This window comes from Bradyrhizobium sp. SZCCHNS3052, assembly GCF_032484495.1.
Lineage (GTDB): Bacteria > Pseudomonadota > Alphaproteobacteria > Rhizobiales > Xanthobacteraceae > Bradyrhizobium.
On sequence record NZ_JAUETB010000010.1, the window covers coordinates 250451 to 269814 of the forward strand.

Consider the following 19364-nt stretch of genomic DNA (forward strand, 5'->3'; position numbering starts at 1 on the left):
CTCGACGACCGTCCGCCGGATACAAAGGATCGCCATTGACTGTCCAATCTCCGCCACCCGTGGCAACAGAAACCTTCACCGACGCGGCCGCCGCGGTGGCCCGGCTCGAAGAGATCTACGAGCGCAATACCGCTTTCCTGCGCGGCCATTTCGAGGCCTATGCCAACGGCGTCGTGCCGGCGACACGGATCCGCGCGACCTATCCCTTCGTGCGGCTGACCACCGCAAGTCACGCCCGGCTCGACTCGCGTCTCGCCTATGGCTTCGTCGCGGGGCCCGGCGTGCACGAGACCAGCGTCACGCGGCCGGACCTGTTCCGCTCGTACCTGACCGAGCAGATCCGCCTGTTGATCGAGAATCATGGCGTGCCGGTCGAGATCGGCGAGTCGGCCGAGCCGATCCCGGTGCATTTCGCCTATCGCCGCGACATCAACATCGAGACGGCGCTTCCGCACCACGAGAGCCCGCTGGTGACGCGCTCGCTGCGCGACGTGTTCGACGCTCCGGATCTTGCGACCATGGACGATGCGATCGCCGACGGCACGCTCGGACTGAAGCCCGGCATGCCCGAGCCGCTGTCGCTGTTTCGCGCCGCGCGCGTCGACTACTCGCTGCGCCGGCTCTATCACTACACCGGGACCGATCCCGACCATTTCCAGAACTTCGTGATCTTCACGAACTATCAGTTCTATGTCGACGCCTTCGCGGATTGGGGCCGCCAGCAACTGGCGGCCGGGCAGGGTGCAGCCGAGGCCTTCGTCGAGCCGGGCAACGTCATCACCCGCAATGCCCGTCTCGGCGGCGGCACCACCGGCTCCGCGCCGGCGCGCACGCCGCAGATGCCGGCGCTTCATCTCGTCGAGCCGGGGCACCAGGGCATCACGCTGATCAACATCGGTACCGGTCCGTCGAACGCGCGTAACGTCACCGACCACATCGCGGTGCTGCGGCCGCATGCCTGGCTGATGGTCGGCCACTGCGCGGGCCTGCGCAACACGCAGCGGCTCGGCGACTACGTGCTGGCGCACGGCTATGTCCGCGAGGACCATGTGCTCGACCAGGAGCTGCCACCCTGGGTGCCGATCCCGGCGCTCGCCGAGGTGCAGGTCGCGCTCGAGGAGGCCGTGGAGACGGTCACCGGCTATTCCGGGTTCGAGCTGAAGCGGGTGATGCGCACGGGCACCGTGGCCAGCGTCGACAACCGCAATTGGGAGATCTCCGGCCCGGCCGTGATCCATCGCCTCTCGCAGTCGCGCGCCATCGCGCTCGACATGGAGTCGGCCACGATCGCCGCCAACGGCTATCGTTTCCGCGTGCCCTACGGCACCTTGCTCTGCGTCTCCGACAAGCCGCTGCATGGCGAGATCAAGCTCGCCGGCATGGCCAGCGACTTCTATCGCCAGCGTGTCGGCCAGCATCTCCAGATCGGGCTGAAGGCGCTGGAGCTCTTGAAGCATCAGGAGTCGGAGCGGCTGCATTCGCGCAAGCTGCGCAGCTTCGCGGAGGTGGCCTTCCAGTAGCGGCCTTTGGCCGCCTGGGATTAGCGACTCCGGCGCTCGTCGAAGGCCTGCCGGGCCTGCTCGACCTCCGGCATCTTGGCGATGGTCCAGGCATAGAGCGCGCGGAACGGTGGCTGCAGGGTACGGCCGAGCGGCGTGATCTCGTACTGAACCGCGACCGGCGAGTCCGCGATCACCTCGCGGGCGACGAGGCCGTTGCGCTCGAGCCGGCGCAGGCATTGCGTCAGCGCCTTCTGGGTGACGCCCTCGAGCTGCTTCTTGATCGCGTTGAAGCGCAGTGGACCGGAGTCCAGCACGGCCAGCACCATCATCGACCATTTGTCGGCGATCTGGTCGATCAGCACCCGGCTCGGGCATTCCGACGAGAAGTGCTGCGGCTTGCAGCGGAGCGGGGCGGTCTGTGATGTCGATGCGGCGGTCACGACAGCGGTTTCCTCCGATATACCTGAGCGACTTCGGGTGCCTGATTGACTTCAGGTTTACGAAGTATACTGGAGCGGTTCCGAACGCAATGGAGCCCCCTGAATGTCCGACCTCGATACCAGCGTGCTGTTTCGTCCGTTTCGCCTGAAGTCGCTGGAGCTGAAGAACCGCATCGTCATGGCGCCGATGACCCGCAACGCCGCGCCGAACGGCGTTCCCGGCGAGGCCAACGCTGCCTATTACCGCCGCCGCGCCGAAGGTGGCGTGGGGCTGATCCTCACCGAGGGCACGGTCGTCAACCGCCCGGCCTCGCGCAACGAGCCCAATATTCCCTTCTTCCACGGCGATGCCGCGCTGGCCGGCTGGCAGAACGTGGCGAGCGCCGTGCACACCGCCGGCGGCCGCATCGCGCCACAGATCTGGCACACCGGCTCGACCAAGGGCATGAGCCGCTGGGAGCCCGATGCGCCGGTCGAGAGCCCATCCGGGCTGGTTGCGCCCGGCAAGCCGCGCGGCAACGCGATGACCGAGAACGACATCGCCGACACCGTTGCCGCATTCGCGCAAGCCGCGGCCGACGCCAAGCGGGTCGGCTTCGACGCCGTCGAGATCCATGGTGCGCACGGCTATCTGGTCGACGAGTTCTTCTGGTCCGGCACCAACCAGCGCGAGGACCGCTATGGCGGCGCCACCATCAAGGAGCGCTCCCGCTTTGCCGGCGAGATCGTCGCCGCGATCCGCAAGGCGGTGGGTCCCGATTTCCCGATCATCCTGCGCGTCAGCCAGTGGAAGCAGCAGGACTATGCGGCGCGCCTCGCCGAGACGCCGGCGCTGATGGCCGACTGGCTGCAGCCGCTGGTCGCGGCCGGCGTCGACATCCTGCACTGCTCGCAGCGCCGCTTCTGGGAGCCGGAATTCCCGGACGTCGACGGCGAGAAGGGCCTGAACTTCGCCGGCTGGGCCAAGAAGATCACGGGCGCCGCGACCATCAGCGTCGGCTCGGTCGGCTTGTCCGATGAATTCTTCTCGGCCTTCGCCGGCAAGCCGTCGACGACGGCCGATCTCGATGCGCTGCTGGAGCGCATGGCCAGGGAGGAGTTCGACCTGATCGCGGTCGGCCGCGCGCTGATCAGCGATGCCGAATGGGTCGCCAAGATCAAGGCCGGCGACAAAGCGGGCCTGAAGGGCTTCAGCGCAGCGGATCTCGGCGCGCTGGTTTGAGCTCTTGTAGACCCATTGGTGCCCCTCGTCCGGCGTAAGCGGGGCGAGGGGGGCGTACCGTCAGCGAGGCGCGAGCGCGAGCCTGCCATTAGTCCTCGCGATGACTAATGCACCGTCAGCTCGAGATACATCGGGCTGCGGAAGGTCGAAGACGGCATCCAGGGCAGTTGCTCCTGGGTGCGGCGATAGTCCGGCACGACCTTGTGCAGCTCGTCGAACGCGATCTTGATCGCCATGCGCGCGATCGCCGATCCCAGACAGGCGTGCACGCCGCCGCCGAAGCCGAGATGGCCGCGTGGCTTGCGCCTGATGTCATAGACATCCGGATTGGGAAACTGCCGCTCGTCGCGGTTGGCGGAGCCGTAGGCGAGGCAGACGAAATCGCCCTCGCGCATGGTCTGGCCGTGCAGGGTGACGTCCTTCTGCAGGCAGCGGCGGAAGCGCTGCGCCGAGGTGTTGTAGCGCAGAGACTCTTCCACGGCGTCTGCCATCAGGTCGGGATTGGCGACGACGGCCCGGCGCGCCTCCGCGTGATCGGCGAGATTATACGCCAACATCGTCATGAAACCGCCGAGCGACTCGATGCCGGCCATGATCAGCGTGGTCGTCGTCAGCAGCACCTCGCGCTCGTCGAGCTTGTCGCCGTCGATCTCGGCCATGCTGAAATGCGAGATCAGGTCGTTCTGCGGCCGCGCGCGGCGCTCCGCGATGATGCCGGCCGCATAGTCCTGCATCCAGTTGTAGGCTGCGATGTGCTGCGGTCCCTTGGCGCGGCTCACCGGATCGCTCTGCACCATCAGCACCGCCTTGTCGCGCACCGTCTGCTCGTCGCCGAGCGGCAGGCCGAGCGCGGCGAACAACACGCGCACGGTGAATTTCGACGAGAATGCCTCGATGAAGTCGAACCGGTCCTGGCCGCGCAGCGCCTCGGCGCAGTCGCGCGCGATGTCGCGGATCGGGCCTGACAGGCTCTCCAGATTGCGCTTCATGAAGGCATGCTGGACGAGGCCGCGCAGCCGGTCGTGGCGCGGCGGGTCGGTGGTGCCGAGCGTCGCGCCGGCGCGGTTCGGCAGCTCGGTCATCAGGTTGCCCTTGGCCGACGAATAGGTCTGCCAGTTCGTTCCGGCCGCCGCCACATCGGCATAGCGCGACAGGATCCACACCTGGGCCTGCGGACTCCAGAAGCAGGGGTGCTCGTCGCGCAGCGTCTTGTAGAACGGGAACGGGTCGGCATCGACCGCAGGCGAATACGGGTCGAACGCGAACATGTTGGGCCTCCTCTCCATTGAGTGTGGTCGTTGTTGTTCTTTTCACTGATCTAGCCGAGCCTTGGCCGCGGCGTGAGACACGAAAGCCGGCCAAGACTTGTACTTTTCCGACATTCAGGGTTAGCTCTCGCTCATGCCCCGCTTTCGCACCAAGCCATCGATCCCCGCGTTCGCGCTGTACGGCGAAGCGTCGGCCGCGCAGCCGGACATGCTGCATGTCGAGCCGATCCAGGTGCGCAGCAAGCTGTATCGCTGGGAGATCGAGGCGCACACCCATCAGGGCCTGCACCAGATCCTCTGGGTCGGCTCCGGCCCGGCCGAGATCGCCTTGGACGAAAGCCGCGAGCGCTGTGCCGGCCCGGTCGCCGTGATCATTCCCCCCGGCGTCGTCCATGCCTTCCGCTTCTCGCGCGACACTGACGGCTATGTGCTGACGTTCAATCCGCGGGCGGTGGTGGAGGGCGACGTGCCGGCGACCGGCGAGGCGTTGCGCGACTTGTTCGCAACCGCGCAGATCCTGCATCTCGACGCACAGGCGGTCGCGACGCGGCGCATCGCCGCGCTGTTCGTCGACCTCGCCGACGAGTTCGCCGCCGCCGATTCCGCGGCCTCGCCGGTTCCGCACTGGCTCGGTCGCTCGATCGTGTGGCGGCTGGCGCAGCAGAGCGCGCGGCAGTCGCAAGGCGCGCGGCGCGGCAGCGGGCATGCCGCGCTGTTCACCCGCTTCATCGTGCTGGTCGAGGCGCATCACCGCGATCACTGGTCGGTGGCGCGCTACGCCGACGAACTCGGCATGACGCCGGAGCGGCTCAATCGGTTGACGCGGGCCGAGACCGGTCAGTCCGCGCTCGACATCGTGCATGCGCGGCTCGCGCGCGAGGCGTGCCGGCGGCTCACCTATATTGCGGCGCCGGTGTCGAAGCTGGCGTTCGAGCTCGGCTTCAAGGACCCGGCGTATTTCTGCCGCTTCTTCAAGCGGCACACCGGGGCGAGCCCGCGCGACTATCGCCGTGCGATGGGCGTCGGAGACGACGCGGCGCCGCCGGCAGGCTGATCGGCGCCGCCCGATACCATTGCGGCGGTCGTTGTGCATCGCGGCATGATGTCGGAAAAGTGCAAGAGAATGCCGCGTCCATCCAAGTGATCCCTGCGCATTCCTTGCTAAAATCCGCGACTGAAAAGCATACCCAACAAGCCTGCGTCTGCGAATCCGGGAGAACACGCCCATGAAAGTCCAAGTCTGCATCATCGGCGGAGGCCCGTCGGGCCTGATGCTGTCGCAGCTCCTGCATCTGCAGGGCATCGATACGATCATCCTGGAGAAATCCAGCCGCGACTACGTGCTGTCGCGCATCCGTGCCGGCGTGCTCGAGCACGGCTTTGCCGAGCTGATGCGCGAGGCGCAGTGCGGCGAGCGCATGGACCGCGAGGGCGAGATCCATCACGGTTTCTACATCGCCCATGACGGCAAGCTCGATCGCGTCGACCTGCACAAATATTCCGGCGGCAACTCGGTGATGGTCTATGGCCAGACCGAGTTGACGCGCGATCTCTACGAGGCCCGCGACAAGCTCGGCGGCAAGGTCGTGCACAACGCGGCCGACGTGACGCCGCACGACATTGCCTCCGACAAGCCCTACGTCACCTACCGTCAGGACGAGGAAGTCGTCCGCATCGACTGCGACTACATCATCGGCGCCGACGGATTTCATGGCGTCAGCCGCAAGTCGATCCCGCACGACAAGCTGACGGAATACGAGCGGGTGTATCCGTTCGGCTGGCTCGGCGTGCTCTCCCGCACCAAGCCGGTGTCGCCGGAGCTGATCTATGCCAAGCACGAGCGCGGCTTCGCGCTGTGCTCGCTGCGCTCGCAGGTGCTGAGCCGGTACTATGTCCAGGTGCCGCTCACCGACAAGGTCGAGGACTGGAGCGACGACGCGTTCTGGGAGGAGCTGAAGCGCCGGCTGCCGGCGGAGATCGCTGGCCGTCTGATCACCGGACCGTCGATCGAGAAGAGCATCGCGCCGCTGCGCAGCTTCGTCGCGGAGCCGATGCGCTACGGCAGGCTGTTCCTGGCCGGCGACGCCGCCCACATCGTGCCGCCGACCGGCGCGCGCGGGCTGAACTCGGCTGCGTCCGACATCTACTATCTCTATCATGCGCTGCTCGACCACTACAAGAAAGGCGACGATCGCGGCATCGACGGCTACTCGCAGCGGGCGCTGGCGCGGATCTGGAAGGCGCAGCGCTTCTCCTGGTGGATGACGACGCTCTTGCATCGTTTCCCCGACCGGCTGTCCTACGACGACAGACTGCAGGATACCGAGCTCGCCTATCTGTTCTCGTCCGAAGCCGCGCAGCGGTCGCTGGCGGAGAACTATGTCGGGCTGCCGTTCTGAGCGAGGTCAACGCGACGCAGTTCGCCTGCGCTGCTTGATGGCACCACGCATCGATAGCCTCGCTGTGGTTCCGGCGAACGCCGGGACCCATACCCAGGGAGCGGTTTGAGGCAGGCTGGCGATTGGCTTTGTGCCCATCCGCCTGCGGCTGCTTCGGCTGGTGCAACTTCGCTCAGCTCGAGATGGAGGGGGCAGACGATCGGGGACGCGCTGTCGGGATTGGCGCCGGCTGCCTCAGTCTGTCGGCTTCCCCGCCCGCCCTCAAAAATGAGTTGCGTACCTCAAAAACCGCGCTATGGTCCTCAACCCAAAGGGGAGGAGCATGAACGCGCCGCTGACATTGCGGGATATTGCGCGGCAGGCGGGCGTGAGCCTCGCCACTGTGGATCGCGTGCTGCACAACCGGCCGGGCGTGCGCCCGGATACGGTGCGACGCGTCAAGGACGCGATGGAGCGCAGCGCGTTCCAGCCGCATGCGGCGGCCTCCGAACTCGCCCGTGCCCGCGCGCGGCGCTTTGCCTTCGTGATGCCGTCCGGCGCCAATCCCTTCATGCAGCAGATTCAGGCGCATCTCGGCGATCTGACGAGCTGGATGGCCGCGCGCCGGCTCACGGTCGATGTGGTCACGACGGACGTGTTCGATGCGGCCGTGCTGGCCGCGAAGCTCGAGCAGCTCGTCGGTCAGGTCGACGGCGTCGCGGTGGTGGCGCTCGATCATCCGAGCGTGCGCGCGGCGATCAACGATCTCGTCGAGTCCGGCGCCAAGGTGGTGACGCTGGTGTCGGACGTGCCGTCGTCGCGACGGCATCATTATGTCGGCATCGACAACATCGCCGCCGGCCGCACCGCGGGCGCGCTGGTCGGACGCTTCGCCGGCGGCAAGGCGGGGCGGGTCGCGATCATGGCCGGCTCGCAAAGCCTGCGCGATCATGCCGAGCGCATCTTCGGCTTCGGCCAGGTCCTGGCGGCGGAGTTTCGGCAACTTGAGGTTTTGCCGGTCGCTGAGGGGCATGACGTGGACGATCGCTCAGAGCACCTCATGCGCAAGCTGCTGACCGAGCATCGCGACATCGTCGGGCTCTACAATGTCGGCGCTGGCACGGCCGGCGTCGCCAAGGCGCTGACCGAGTCGGGGCGCGCCGACGACATCGTGTTCGTCGGCCACGACGTGACGGCACTGACGCGCAAGCTGCTGTTGAACGGCGTGATGGACGCGGCGATTTCGCAGAACCCGGGACACGAGGCGCGCTCCGCGGTGCGCGTGCTCCTGGCGCTGGCGCGCGGCGAGCCGATCCTGAGCGAACAGGAGACGATCCGCATCGACATCGTGATGCGGGACAATCTGCCGTGAGCGGATGGCCGCGGTGACGCGGTCGGCCTGAGCACGGAATGAGAAGAGACCGAGGTGCCGGTTTCGAGGCGACAGCAGATCGCCGAGGCGCCTGGCGGTCCGTGTGGGAGGAGTGGAGTCGTGTTTCTCGGACTGGATGTCGGCACATCCGGCGTGAAGGCCGTGCTGGAGGACGAGACGGGCGCGCTGATCGCGAGCGCCGCGCGGCCGCTGGCGCTGTCGCATCCGCAGCCGCTGTGGTCCGAGCAGAATCCGGATCACTGGGTCGAGGCCGTCATCGGCGCGGTCGATGATCTCGCGCGGGCGCGTCCGCGCGAGACCGCTGCCGTCAGCGGCATCGGCCTGTCCGGCCAGATGCACGGCGCGACCTTGCTGAACCGCACCGGTCGGCCACTGCGGCCGGCGATCCTGTGGAATGACGGCCGCTCGCAGGCCGAATGCGCCGAGCTCGAACGCCGCTGTCCCGAACTGCACGCCATCGCCGGCAACCTCGCGATGCCCGGCTTCACCGCGCCGAAGCTCGTCTGGGTGGCGAAGCACGAGCCGAAGATATTTGCCGAGGTCGCGAAGGTGCTGCTGCCGAAGGCGTATGTGCGCTATCGGCTGTCCGGCGAGATGGTCGAGGACATGTCGGATGCGGCCGGCACCCTGTGGCTCGACGTCGGCGCGCGGCGCTGGTCGGAGAAACTGCTGGCGGCGACCGGGCTCGGTCTCGATCACATGCCGCGCCTCGTCGAGGGCAATGAGCGCAGTGCCGTGTTGTCGCCCGAGCTGGCGCGGCGCTGGGGCATGGGCGCTGACGTCGTGATCGCGGGCGGCGCCGGCGACAACGCGGCGAGCGCAATCGGGCTCGGCGCCATCACGCCCGGCGATGCCTTCCTGTCGCTCGGCACATCAGGCGTGCTGTTCCGGGTGACCGACCGCTTCGCGCCGGCGCCGGAAGCAGCCGTGCATGCGTTCTGCCACGCGCTCGGCGGTCTCTGGCATCAGATGGGCGTGATGCTGTCGGCCGCGGCCTCGCTGGCGTGGCTGGCGCGCCTTCTCGAGACGCCGGAAGCCGCGCTGCTGACGCCGCTCGGTATCAGCGTCGAACGTCCGAGCCCGGTGCAGTTCCTGCCTTATCTCGACGGCGAGCGCACGCCGCACAACGATGCCCATGCCGCCGGCGCCTTCGTCGGCCTGCGCAGCGCAGCCGGCCGCGGTGATCTCGTGCAGGCGGTGCTGGAGGGCGTGGCGTTTGCCTCACGCGACATGTTCGCCGCGCTCGCGCGCAGCGCGCAGCCGATCACAGAGCTCGATCTCGTCGGCGGCGGCTCGCGCTCTTTGTTGTGGGCGCAGATCATGGCCGACGTGCTCGGCGTCACCGTGCACCGGGTCGAGGAGGGCGAGGTCGGCGCCGCCATCGGTGCTTCCAGGCTCGGCCGTCTGGCCGCGACCGGCGCAGCCCCGGCCGATGTCTGCCGCAAGCCGCAGCGGCTGCAGAGTTTCGAACCCCGCGCGCCGCAGCGCGCGGCATATGACGCCGCCTACGCGCAATGGCGCAAGCTCTATCCTGCTCTCAAGGAGTAACCTCGTGAACGTCCAGGCCCCCTTCTTCCAGACCGGCGCGACCGTCAGCTATGGCGGGCCCGAGTCACGCAGCCCGCTGTCGTTCCGTTGGTACGACAAGGATCGCGTCATCCGGGGCAAGCGGATGGAGGATCATCTGCGCTTCGCGGTCTGCTACTGGCATTCGTTCTGCTGGCCGGGCAGCGATCCGTTCGGCGGCGAGACCTTCCTGCGGCCGTGGCAGCATGGCGACGACGCGATGGCGATGGCGCGGGCCAAGGCCGACGTGGCGTTCGAATTGTTCCGGCTGCTCGACGTGCCGTTCTTCACCTTCCACGACGTCGATGCAGCGCCGGAAGGCGCGACGCTGAAGGAGTCGGTTGCCAATCTCAATGCGATCGGCGATCTGTTCGAGCAGAAGATGGCGTCTGCCAAGGTGCGGCTGCTGTGGGGCACCGCCAATCTGTTCTCGCATCGCCGCTACATGGCGGGCGCCGCGACCAATCCGGATCCGGACGTGTTCACCTACGCGGCGGGACAGGTGCGTGCCGCACTCGAGGTGACGCATCGTCTCGGCGGCGCCAACTACGTGCTGTGGGGCGGCCGCGAGGGCTACGAGACCCTGCTCAACACCGACATGAAGCGCGAGCTCGACCAGCTCGGCCGCTTCGTCGCGCTGGTCGTCGAGCACAAGCACAAGATCGGCTTCAAGGGCCCGCTGCTGATCGAGCCGAAGCCGAAGGAGCCGACCAAGCACCAGTATGATTTCGACGTCGCCACCTGCTACGGCTTCCTGCAGCGCTATGACCTTTTGAACGACGTCAAGCTCAACATCGAGCAGAACCACGCCATCCTCGCCGGTCATTCGTTCCAGCACGAGATCGCGCTGGCGCAGGCGCTCGGCGTGTTCGGCTCCCTCGACATCAACCGCGGCGACGATCTGCTCGGCTGGGACACCGACCAGTTCGCGATGAACGTGCCGGAGCTGGCGCTGGTGTTCCACGACATGCTCAAGGGCGGCGGCTTCACCACGGGCGGGCTGAATTTCGACGCCAAGATCCGCCGGCAGTCGATCGATCCGGATGACCTGCTGCACGCCCATGTCGGCTCGATGGATGCCTGCGCGCGGGCGCTGATCGCCGCCGACGAGATGCTGACCGACAGTGCGCTGACCGCGCCGCTGGCGCGGCGCTACGCCGGCTGGGACGGCGACGAGGGGCAGGCGATCCTCGCCGGCCGCCGCTCGCTCGCCGAGCTCGCCGACCGCGCCGTCAACACCGGCCTCGATCCGCAGCCGCGGTCCGGCCGGCAGGAATATCTCGAAAGCGTGGTGAACCGCTATGTCTGACGACAGCAGCCTGCGCACGATGACGAATGGCGCTGAGCGCGCCGTGATGAGCACCGCCGCGCAGCCGGTCCTTGAGCTGAAGGGCATCGGCAAGCAGTTCGGCGCGATCCGCGCGCTGCAGGGCGTGGATCTTTCGATCGGCGCCGGCGAGGTCGTCGGCCTGATGGGCGATAACGGCGCCGGCAAGTCCACGCTGGTGCGCATCATCGCCGGCAATTTTCCGCCGAGCCAGGGCGCCATCCATTTCGGCGGCCGCGAGGTGCATTTCCATCGCCCGATGGATTCGCGCAGCGTCGGCATCGAGGTCGTGTACCAGGACCTCGCGCTCGCCAACAACCTCACCGCCGCCGCCAACGTGTTTCTCGGCCGCGAGCTGAAACGCAATTTCGGCCCGCTGGTGCTGCTCGATCACAAGGGCATGGAGGCGCGCGCGCTGGAGCTGTTCCGGGAGCTGCGCTCGGAGACGCGGCCGCACGATCTGGTCAAGGACATGTCGGGCGGCCAGCGCCAGGCGGTGGCGATCGCGCGGACGCGGCTGTCCAACGCCAGACTGGTGATGATGGACGAGCCGACCGCGGCGATCTCGGTGCGCCAGGTCGAGCAGGTGCTGAGCCTGATCCATCGCCTGAAGGAACAGGGTATCGCCGTCATCCTGATCTCGCACCGCATGCCTGACATCTTCGCGGTGTGTGATCGCGTCGTGGTGATGCGCCGCGGCGAAAAGAAGGCCGACAAGCCGGTCGGCGAGACCAGCCCCGAGGAAGTGACCGCGCTGATCACTGGCGCCAAGGAGGCGGCGTGATGTCCGTTCCATCCGAGACCAGCTCCGCCGGCACCGACGTCACCTTCACCAATGTCGGCGTCATCAGATGGTGGCACCGCGGCGTGTTCGCCTCGCAGACGGCCTACGTCACGCTGGCGCTCATCGCCCTCATCATCGTGATGAGCTTCGCCAGTCCCTATTTCCTGACCGAAGGCAATCTGCAGAACGTCGCCAAGAACTTCTCCTTCATCGCCATCGCGACGCTCGGCATCACCTTCGTCATCATTACCGGCGGCATCGACCTGTCGGTCGGCTCGATGATGTGTTTCGCGGCGATGATCACCTCGATGGTGATGACGACGCTATCGACACCGGGGATGCCGCTGTCGTCGCTGTTCGTGCATCTCGCCGCGGACGGCAAGACCGTGGTCGCGAACGTGCCAGGCCTGATCCTGATCATTTCGGTGCTGGCAGGCTTGGCGGTTTCGCTGGTCGTCGGCCTGATCAACGGCGTCTGCATCGCCGTGCTCGGGCTGTCGCCGTTCGTGACCACGCTCGGCATGCTGTCGATCGTACGTGGCCTCAGCTACGTGATCTCGAACGGCAAGGGCAGCTTTCCCGGCGGCCCGGACGCCGATTATTTCTATGCGCTGACGCAGGGCGATGTGTACGGCGTGCCGGCGCCCTTCATCTATCTCATCGTGCTGGCGCTGGTGATGGCGCTGGTGCTGCACCACACCGCGTTCGGCCGCCACGTGTTTGCGATCGGCGGCAACGAGAAGGCCGCGGAGCTCACCGGCGTCTCCGTGCCCCGGGTGAAGATCGAGGTCTATGTGATCGGCGCGCTTGCCGCCGGCCTGCAGGGCATCATCATCTCGGGCTGGCTCGGATCGGCGCCCGCGAACATGGCGACGTCCTACGAGCTCAACGTGATCGCCGCGGCCGTGATCGGCGGCGCCAACCTCGCCGGTGGTCTCGGCGGTCCGCTCGGCGCCATCGTCGGCTGCGTCCTGCTCGAGGTGATCAGGAACGGGCTGGTGCTGGCGCAGGTCAACTCCTACTGGCAGCAGACCCTGGTCGGCGTGATCATCATCGCCGCCGTGCTTGTGGATCGTATCCGCGCGCGCCTGCTGTGACGAATACTGGCCGGGATGACAATCGCGTCTATCCTCACCCGGAACAGACAATGATCAGGGATAGACATGGAGGAGGGAAACCCATGAAGAAGCTGCTCTATGCGGTCGCATCGCTCGCGATTTTGATGGCCCCGGCGCAGGCCGAGACCAAATACCGCTTCGCCATCGTGCCGAAGGCGATGAACAATCCGTTCTTCGATGTCGCGCGCGACGGCTGTCTGAAGCGCGCCAAGGAGCTCGGCAATGTCGAGTGCATCTACAAGGGACCGGTCGAGCACGAGCCGGCCACGCAGGCGCAGATCATCCAGGACTTCATCACCCAGAAGGTCGACGGCCTCGCCATCTCGGTCGCCGACGTTCCATCGATGACGAAATCGATCGAGGCGGCGACGGCGGCCGGCATTCCCGTCATCACCTTCGACGCCGATGCGCCGGGCTCCAAGCGCATCGCCTATATCGGCACCAACAACAAGGACTTCGGCCTCGCGCTCGGCAAGCAGCTCCGCGAGCTGCGGCCTGAGGGCGGCAAGTACGCCGTCGTCTCCGGCGGTCCCGGCGCCAAGAACCTTGCCGAGCGCGTCGACGGCGTGCGCGAGGCGCTCAAGGGCTCGAAGTGGACGGAAGTGGCGGGCTCGCCGACCTTCTGCAACGACGATCCCGCGCTCGCCGTGCAGCAGATGGCCGATCTGCGCACCGCGACGCCGGATCTCGGCGCCATCGTGCCGATCGGCGGCTGGCCGATGTTCGCGCCCGAGGGCTACAAGGCCTTCGTCAACAAGAACCGCAAGGACATCGACGCTGGCAAGCTGACGCTGGTCGTTGCCGATACGCTGAAGATGCAGCTCGAGCTGCTGCGCGACGGCTATTCCAACGCGCTGACCGGCCAGCGTCCGTTCGAGATGGGCGAGAAGGCGATGGACACGCTGCTCGCGATCAAGAAGGGCGAGAAGGTGCCGGAGGTGATCTACACCGGCCTCGACCTCGTCACCAAGGACAACGTCGCCAAGCTTTTGAACTGAGTTCCTCCCGGGGAAAACCTGGCGGTCCGGCAACCGGCTTCGGCCGGCGGCTGGGCCGCCCTTTTTTGTTTGGGGATGCTTTTGGTACCCACGGACTGGACATGACGGCTGTGATCAATCGAAACGCTGCGGCGTACTGGATGCCCTGCTTGCGCAGGCAACGACGACAGAGGCTGGAGCGGCCGCCTGCACTCGACTACGGTCACAATTGACAGACGGAAATATCTGACTTAAGTCAGATATTATGCTCGACCCCATCTCCCGCGTCCGCCGCTTCAACCGCGCCGTCACCTCGGAGGTCGGCGCGCTCGACACCTCGTTCCTCGGGCGCGGTCGGCCGCTCGGGGCGGCCCGAGTGCTCAATGCAATCGGCCATGGCCGCAGCGACGTGGCCGAGCTGCGCGACTATCTCGCACTCGATTCCGGGCTGATGAGCCGGCTGCTGCGCAGCCTGGAGGAGGAGGGGCTGGTGATGACCAGGCCGCATCCCGACGACGCGCGCCGCCGCATCGCCAGGCTCACAGCCGCCGGGCGGCGCGAATTCGAGGCCTATGAGACGCTCTCCAACGCTCAGGCCGAATCGATGCTGGCGCGTCACGGGCAGCCCGAAGCGCTCTTGGCGGCGATGGACCTGGTCGCGGCCGCGCTGGGACGCAGCCGCATCGCCATCGACGAGGTTGATCCGCGCGGCGAGCAGTCGCGCTACTGCCTCGGCGAGTACTACGCCGAGCTGTCGCGGCGCTTCGAACGCGGCTTCGATGTGTCGCTGTCGCGCGATCCCGATGCCTTGGACATGATGGCGCCGCGCGGGGCTTTCTTCGTGGCGTTGTCCGACGGCCTGCCGCTCGGCTGTGTCGGGCTGAAGGGCAGCGGCGGCGATGTCGCCGAGATCAAGCGGCTCTGGGTCGCGCCCGCCGCGCGCGGCCTCGGCCTCGGCCGCCGCCTGATGGATGCGGCCGAAGAGGCTGCCCGCACGCTCTCGATCAGCATTCTTCGCCTCGACACCAACAGCGCGCTCGCCGAGGCCGTCCAGCTCTATCGCCGCGCCGGCTGGACGGAGATCGACCGCTTCAACGACGATCCCTATCCGGACCTGTTCTTCGAGAAGCAGCTCTAAGATTGATCTCGCGCGGCGCCTGCGCCCGCCGTTCTCCAGTCCAGCCACGGACCAGATCGCCCTGTTCGGCGTTAAGCGATGAGCAACTGGTAGGGTGGTGGAATGCGGGCCTTCGGGGGAGCTTGCGACGGAAGGGCGCGCCTTGAGTCCGATTCGTTGCCCGATCCTGCCCCAATTGCGGCGAGGGGGGCCCGATGACATGAGGACGCGCCTTCGCCTCACTTCACCCCAAGACATGATCGAGCGTATAGATCGTCCTGCGCCGATCGCGCCGGCGGAACAGCAATAACGAATTGGGATAGGGCATGGTGACACGATCCACGGCGGCTCAGAACCTTGCAGCGATGCGGCGTCGGGGAGCGGTCCTGATAACTGTCGCGGCCGCCACCGTGCTGGCTCTGCAGGGTTCCGAGGCCCGCGCGCGACAGGCACGTCCGGCGCCGGTGATCGAGGCGACGGCGCCGCGTGCGCATGGCGATCCGATCATGGCGATCGTCTCGATCAAGACCCAGAAGGTGACGTTCTACGACGCCGATGGCTGGATCTGGCGCGCACCGGTGTCGACCGGCGTCTCGGGCCGCGAGACGCCGGCCGGCGTGTTCGCCATCATCGAGAAGGACAAGGACCACCACTCGACTCTTTACGACGATGCCTGGATGCCGAACATGCAGCGCATCACCTGGAACGGGGTGGCGCTGCATGGCGGGCCGCTGCCCGGCTATGCCGCCTCGCATGGCTGCGTCCGCATGCCCTATGGCTTTGCCGAGAAGCTGTTCGACCGGACCTGGATCGGCATGCGGGTGATCATCGCGCCGGGTGACCCGGCGCCCGTCGAGTTCTCCCATCCCGCCTTGTTCGTGCCGAATGCGCAGGCGCTCGCCGCGGTGCCCTCGCGGGCCGCGACGCTCGGCCGCGAGGCCGAGGACGCCGCCAGGAGCGCCGACGAGGCCAAGGCGGCGGCTGCCGCGGCCGAGCGCGAGGCCAAGGCTCTGAAGACGTCCTTGCGCAAGCTGGAGCAGGCCAAGGCGCGCGCCGAGGCCGAGCTCAAATTCGCCGACAGGAAGCTGGCCACCGCCAAGACCGATCAGGCCAGGACGCTGGCCGAGGATGCGAAGCAGAAGGCCGCCGCCAAGGCGACCGACGCGGCAGCGCAGCTCGAGGCCGCCAAGTCGGACGCGGCCGTGAAGCTCGCTGCGGCGACCTCGACCAAGGATGCCGCCAAGGCGGCGGCGGCCAGGAAGGCCGATGTGAGCAAGGCTGCGACGGACGCCAGGCTCGCGACCGAGCCGGTCTCGGTCTATATCAGCCGTTCGACGCAGATGCTCTATGTCAGGCGCAACACGCACAAGCCGGCCCCCGATGGCGGCGGCGAGGTGTTCGACACCTCGATCGAGGCGCCGGTGACCATCCGCGATCCCGACCGGCCGATCGGAACGCATGTGTTCACCGCGGTGGCGCAGAACGGCGCGGAGCTGCGCTGGACGGCGGTGACCATCGACGACGGCGACACCGCCAAGGACGCGCTCGACCGCATCACCATTCCGAAGGACGTGCTCGACCGGATCGCGCCGACGGCCGTGCCGCGCTCCTCGATCATCGTCTCGGACGAGCCGCTGTCGAGCGAGACCAATTACCGGACCGAGTTCGTCGCGGTGCTGAGCAACCAGCCGCAGGGCGGCTTCATCACGCGCCGGCCGACGACCAATGTCGACGTCGTCGCCAGCGGGGACGAATATGACGACGGCTTCGGCAGCTTCTTCCAGCGCAGCTGGGATGGCCAGCCCGTCGCGGCGCCGCGCCGCCGCGGTCCGCCTCCGACCTACTACCGGCCGGTGCAGCCGGGCTGGTGGTGACCAGCCGGGCTGATGCCTGACCGCGATTCGCGGGTCAGGCCGGATGGCGCTTCAAATCAGTTGCGACCTGCGGGGATGACGCCGGGCCACTGCATCAAGAAAGGCTGCGGCTCGTGCTGCGCCTCGGTCGCGCGCGCCACGCGCCTGACACGGTGAGGCCTGCGGGAGATCGAGCTGGTCGCCTCGCGAGCGGTCTCGATGCGCGTCAACTGCTGACGCATCTCGCCGGTGGAGGTCCGGAGCTGCTCGATGGTCATGTCGCTGTTCGCGGCCGCGGTGCGCAGCCCGCTCAGCTCGGTTGCCGCATCTTCCTGGGCGCCGCGGAGGCGGATCGTCTGGCGCTTCAGCAGCGCGAGATCGGATTCGATCTTGTCGGCCGTATCGCGGCGGCGCGCCTCGGTCTCGTCGGCGGCGGTGCGCAAGACGGCCAGGCCCGTTTCGGCCGTGGTGAGGCTGGCGCGCAATTGCAGAAGCTCGCCGGAGGTGTCGCTCTGGCGGTCGCGCAGCTGGGCGGTCTCGGCCTTGAGCTGCGCCAGCTCCGAGGTCAGCGTGGCGACGCGGCTCTCGAGCGAAGGCGCTCCGGTGCCGAAGGAGAAGCTGTTGGCGCCGCCGCTGCTCCACCACATCGCACCGGCGCTGGCTACGAGCGCCAGGCTCAGGACAATTCGTAGAGAGGCCGTGCCGCTGCTCGGCGGGGCGTCCGGCGTCTTGGTGGATCTGCGCATCGACGGGTCTCCGGGATTTGATGGAGACAATTATGATCATATTAAGGTTGCCAATGTTCTAAGCGCGCGGCTCCGGCGGAACATTTCATCCACGTAGTTTTGCGGGAATGGGCTCTCGCAGCCTCGAGTTGTGAGCATGACCGGCGGCGCTCAGGAGTGCCGATGCAGGGACGGCGATGATCCGGCCCGGATCGCTGGCATGCAAATCGGATCCGTCGGAAAAGGCTTCGTGCGTCCTCGGGATCGTGATCTAAATCGCGCATGTCCGACATTCCGCCCACCGCCGCACCGCCGGCATTCGACGTGCTTGCCGAGGCCATCGGGCAGCGCCGCTCGGTCTATGGCCATATCAGCGGGCTCAGGATGGATCGCTTCGCGCCCGGCGAAGCCTGGTCGACCCTGCCTTATCGTCCCGTGTTCGTCGGCGACAGCGAGACCGGGGTGATCCATGGCGGCGTCGTCACCGCGATGCTCGACGAGAGCTGCGGCATGGCGGTGCAGCTTGCGCTCGACGGCAGCCGGGCGATCGCCACGCTCGATCTGCGCATCGACTATCAGAAGCCGGCGACCCCCGGTCTCGACATCAAGGCCCATGCGGTCTGCTTCCGCGTCACGCGCTCGATCGCGTTCGTGCGCGCCACCGCCTATCAGGAGGAGGAGACCGCACCGGTCGCCACCGCGACCGCCTGCTTCATGATTGGCGCCAACCGCACCAACATGCTGACCGACCGGGCGGCCTTCGACGGCGCGCCACCGCCGCTCGACGCCCCGGACGATCCGGCGGGGCCGTTTCCCACCAGTCCGTTCGCGCGCTGCCTCGGCATCCGCTTCGCCGAGAACGACACGCTGGTGATGCCCTTCTCGCGCCGGATCATCGGCAATCCCGTGCTGCCTGCGATCCATGGCGGCATGACCGGTGCGTTTCTCGAGACCGCAGCGATCGTCACCGTGATGCGCGAGCTCGGCGCCACGGCGCCGCCGAAGCCGGTCGGCCTCACCATCAACTATCTGAGGTCGGGGCGCGCGCTCGACACCGTCGCATCGGCGTCGATCGTCAAGCAGGGGCGCCGCGTCGTCGCCTTCGAGGCCCGCGCCTGGCAGGACGATGCGACGAAGCCGATCGCCACCGCCTTCGGCCATTTCATGCTACGACCGGCGCCAGGGCAGGAGCAGGATTGAAGGAGACCGGGTCGCGAGACACGATCAGGCCTTGCGCAGGATCTTGTCCATTGCCTTTCCCCGCGCCAGCTCATCGACCAGCTTGTCCAAGTAGCGGATCTCCCGCATCGTCGGTTCCTCGACATCCTCCACGCGGACGCCGCAGATCATGCCCTTGATCAGGGTCCGCGCCGGATTCATCGCTGGCGCCTGTGCGAAGAAGGTCTCGAAGTCCGTCTGACGCTCCAACCGGATCTCAAGCTCGCTTTGGCCATAGCCCGTCAGCCAGCAGATCACCTGATCGACCTCTGCCTTGGTGCGTCCCTTCTTCTCGGCCTTCGCGACGTACAATCGGTACACGCTCGCGAAGCTCGTCGTGTAGATGCGGTGTTTTGCCATGCTGACTCCATCGGATCGTAGGCGAGGCATGTCGGGTCTGCGAGGGGCGACGGCACGGCACGAGCGCGTGCTTCATGTCCGCGTTTCGGATCGTCGGACAGCACGTTCGTTCGCAC

General features: G+C 67.2%; 17 protein-coding genes. 13 read left to right on the forward strand and 4 right to left on the reverse strand.

Features of this window, described 5'->3' with window-relative positions; genetic code table 11:
* Nucleotides 1–35 precede the first annotated feature (35 nt).
* Entirely contained in the window at nucleotides 36–1520 is a 1485-nt protein-coding gene (locus tag QX073_RS26510; RefSeq protein WP_315715638.1) for an AMP nucleosidase, read from the forward strand.
* 20 nt (nucleotides 1521–1540) lie between these two features.
* Here QX073_RS26510 and QX073_RS26515 read toward each other — a convergent pair whose 3' ends face one another.
* On the reverse strand, nucleotides 1541–1864 hold the full coding sequence (locus QX073_RS26515) for a winged helix-turn-helix transcriptional regulator (RefSeq protein WP_409977936.1): 324 nt from the start codon (nucleotides 1862–1864) through the stop codon (nucleotides 1541–1543).
* Nucleotides 1865–2045: 181 nt separating this feature from the next.
* On the opposite strand from QX073_RS26515, the gene QX073_RS26520 reads away from it, so the two are divergent.
* On the forward strand, nucleotides 2046–3164 hold the full coding sequence (locus QX073_RS26520) for an NADH:flavin oxidoreductase (protein WP_316226638.1): 1119 nt from the start codon (nucleotides 2046–2048) through the stop codon (nucleotides 3162–3164).
* 104 nt (nucleotides 3165–3268) lie between these two features.
* On the opposite strand, the gene QX073_RS26525 is transcribed toward QX073_RS26520, so the two are convergent.
* Entirely contained in the window at nucleotides 3269–4432 is a 1164-nt protein-coding gene (locus QX073_RS26525; protein ID WP_315767959.1) for a cytochrome P450, read from the reverse strand.
* 133 nt (nucleotides 4433–4565) lie between these two features.
* Between QX073_RS26525 and QX073_RS26530 the strand changes: the two genes are divergently transcribed.
* The 10 genes from QX073_RS26530 to QX073_RS26575 all read left to right on the forward strand — a co-directional run bounded on the left by QX073_RS26530 (nucleotide 4566) and on the right by QX073_RS26575 (nucleotide 16966).
* Nucleotides 4566–5486 carry a helix-turn-helix domain-containing protein gene (locus QX073_RS26530; RefSeq protein WP_315751984.1) on the forward strand — a complete coding sequence of 307 codons (921 nt, stop codon included), beginning with the start codon at nucleotides 4566–4568 and terminating at the stop codon, nucleotides 5484–5486.
* Between the two features lie 172 nt (nucleotides 5487–5658).
* The gene (pobA, locus tag QX073_RS26535) at nucleotides 5659–6831 is read left to right on the forward strand and encodes a 4-hydroxybenzoate 3-monooxygenase (RefSeq protein WP_316226639.1); all 1173 of its coding nucleotides are present in this window, start codon (nucleotides 5659–5661) and stop codon (nucleotides 6829–6831) included.
* A gap of 322 nt (nucleotides 6832–7153) precedes the next feature.
* Nucleotides 7154–8182 carry a LacI family DNA-binding transcriptional regulator gene (locus QX073_RS26540; protein WP_315826457.1) on the forward strand — a complete coding sequence of 343 codons (1029 nt, stop codon included), beginning with the start codon at nucleotides 7154–7156 and terminating at the stop codon, nucleotides 8180–8182.
* A 120-nt stretch (nucleotides 8183–8302) separates the two neighbouring features.
* Entirely contained in the window at nucleotides 8303–9751 is a 1449-nt protein-coding gene (xylB, locus tag QX073_RS26545; RefSeq protein WP_316226640.1) for a xylulokinase, read from the forward strand.
* 4 nt (nucleotides 9752–9755) lie between these two features.
* The gene (xylA, locus tag QX073_RS26550; protein ID WP_315767971.1) at nucleotides 9756–11078 is read left to right on the forward strand and encodes a xylose isomerase; all 1323 of its coding nucleotides are present in this window, start codon (nucleotides 9756–9758) and stop codon (nucleotides 11076–11078) included.
* Between the two features lie 46 nt (nucleotides 11079–11124).
* Nucleotides 11125–11880 carry an ATP-binding cassette domain-containing protein gene (locus QX073_RS26555; protein WP_316226659.1) on the forward strand — a complete coding sequence of 252 codons (756 nt, stop codon included), beginning with the start codon at nucleotides 11125–11127 and terminating at the stop codon, nucleotides 11878–11880.
* The gene (locus tag QX073_RS26560; protein ID WP_316226641.1) at nucleotides 11880–12977 is read left to right on the forward strand and encodes an ABC transporter permease; all 1098 of its coding nucleotides are present in this window, start codon (nucleotides 11880–11882) and stop codon (nucleotides 12975–12977) included. Before QX073_RS26555 ends, QX073_RS26560 begins: the two co-directional genes overlap by 1 nt.
* Nucleotides 12978–13060: 83 nt before the next feature.
* Nucleotides 13061–13996 (forward strand): sugar-binding protein, encoded by a 936-nt coding sequence (locus tag QX073_RS26565; RefSeq protein WP_315715648.1) that lies wholly within the window; start codon nucleotides 13061–13063, stop codon nucleotides 13994–13996.
* A 244-nt stretch (nucleotides 13997–14240) separates the two neighbouring features.
* Entirely contained in the window at nucleotides 14241–15113 is an 873-nt protein-coding gene (locus QX073_RS26570; protein ID WP_315715649.1) for a helix-turn-helix domain-containing GNAT family N-acetyltransferase, read from the forward strand.
* A 305-nt stretch (nucleotides 15114–15418) separates the two neighbouring features.
* Entirely contained in the window at nucleotides 15419–16966 is a 1548-nt protein-coding gene (locus QX073_RS26575) for a L,D-transpeptidase (RefSeq protein ID WP_316226642.1), read from the forward strand.
* Nucleotides 16967–17022: 56 nt separating this feature from the next.
* Here the strand turns inward: QX073_RS26575 and QX073_RS26580 are convergent, their stop codons facing one another.
* Nucleotides 17023–17691, reverse strand: coding sequence for a hypothetical protein (locus tag QX073_RS26580; protein WP_315715652.1), 669 nt, complete (start codon nucleotides 17689–17691; stop codon nucleotides 17023–17025).
* 261 nt (nucleotides 17692–17952) lie between these two features.
* Here QX073_RS26580 and QX073_RS26585 point away from each other — a divergent pair, with 261 nt between their 5' ends.
* Nucleotides 17953–18870, forward strand: a complete 918-nt coding sequence (locus QX073_RS26585; protein ID WP_315715653.1) for a PaaI family thioesterase — start codon at nucleotides 17953–17955, stop codon at nucleotides 18868–18870.
* Between the two features lie 24 nt (nucleotides 18871–18894).
* Here QX073_RS26585 and QX073_RS26590 read toward each other — a convergent pair whose 3' ends face one another.
* Complete coding sequence (locus tag QX073_RS26590) at nucleotides 18895–19248, reverse strand: DUF2200 domain-containing protein (protein WP_315715654.1); 354 nt, start codon at nucleotides 19246–19248, stop codon at nucleotides 18895–18897.
* Nucleotides 19249–19364: the final 116 nt, after the last annotated feature.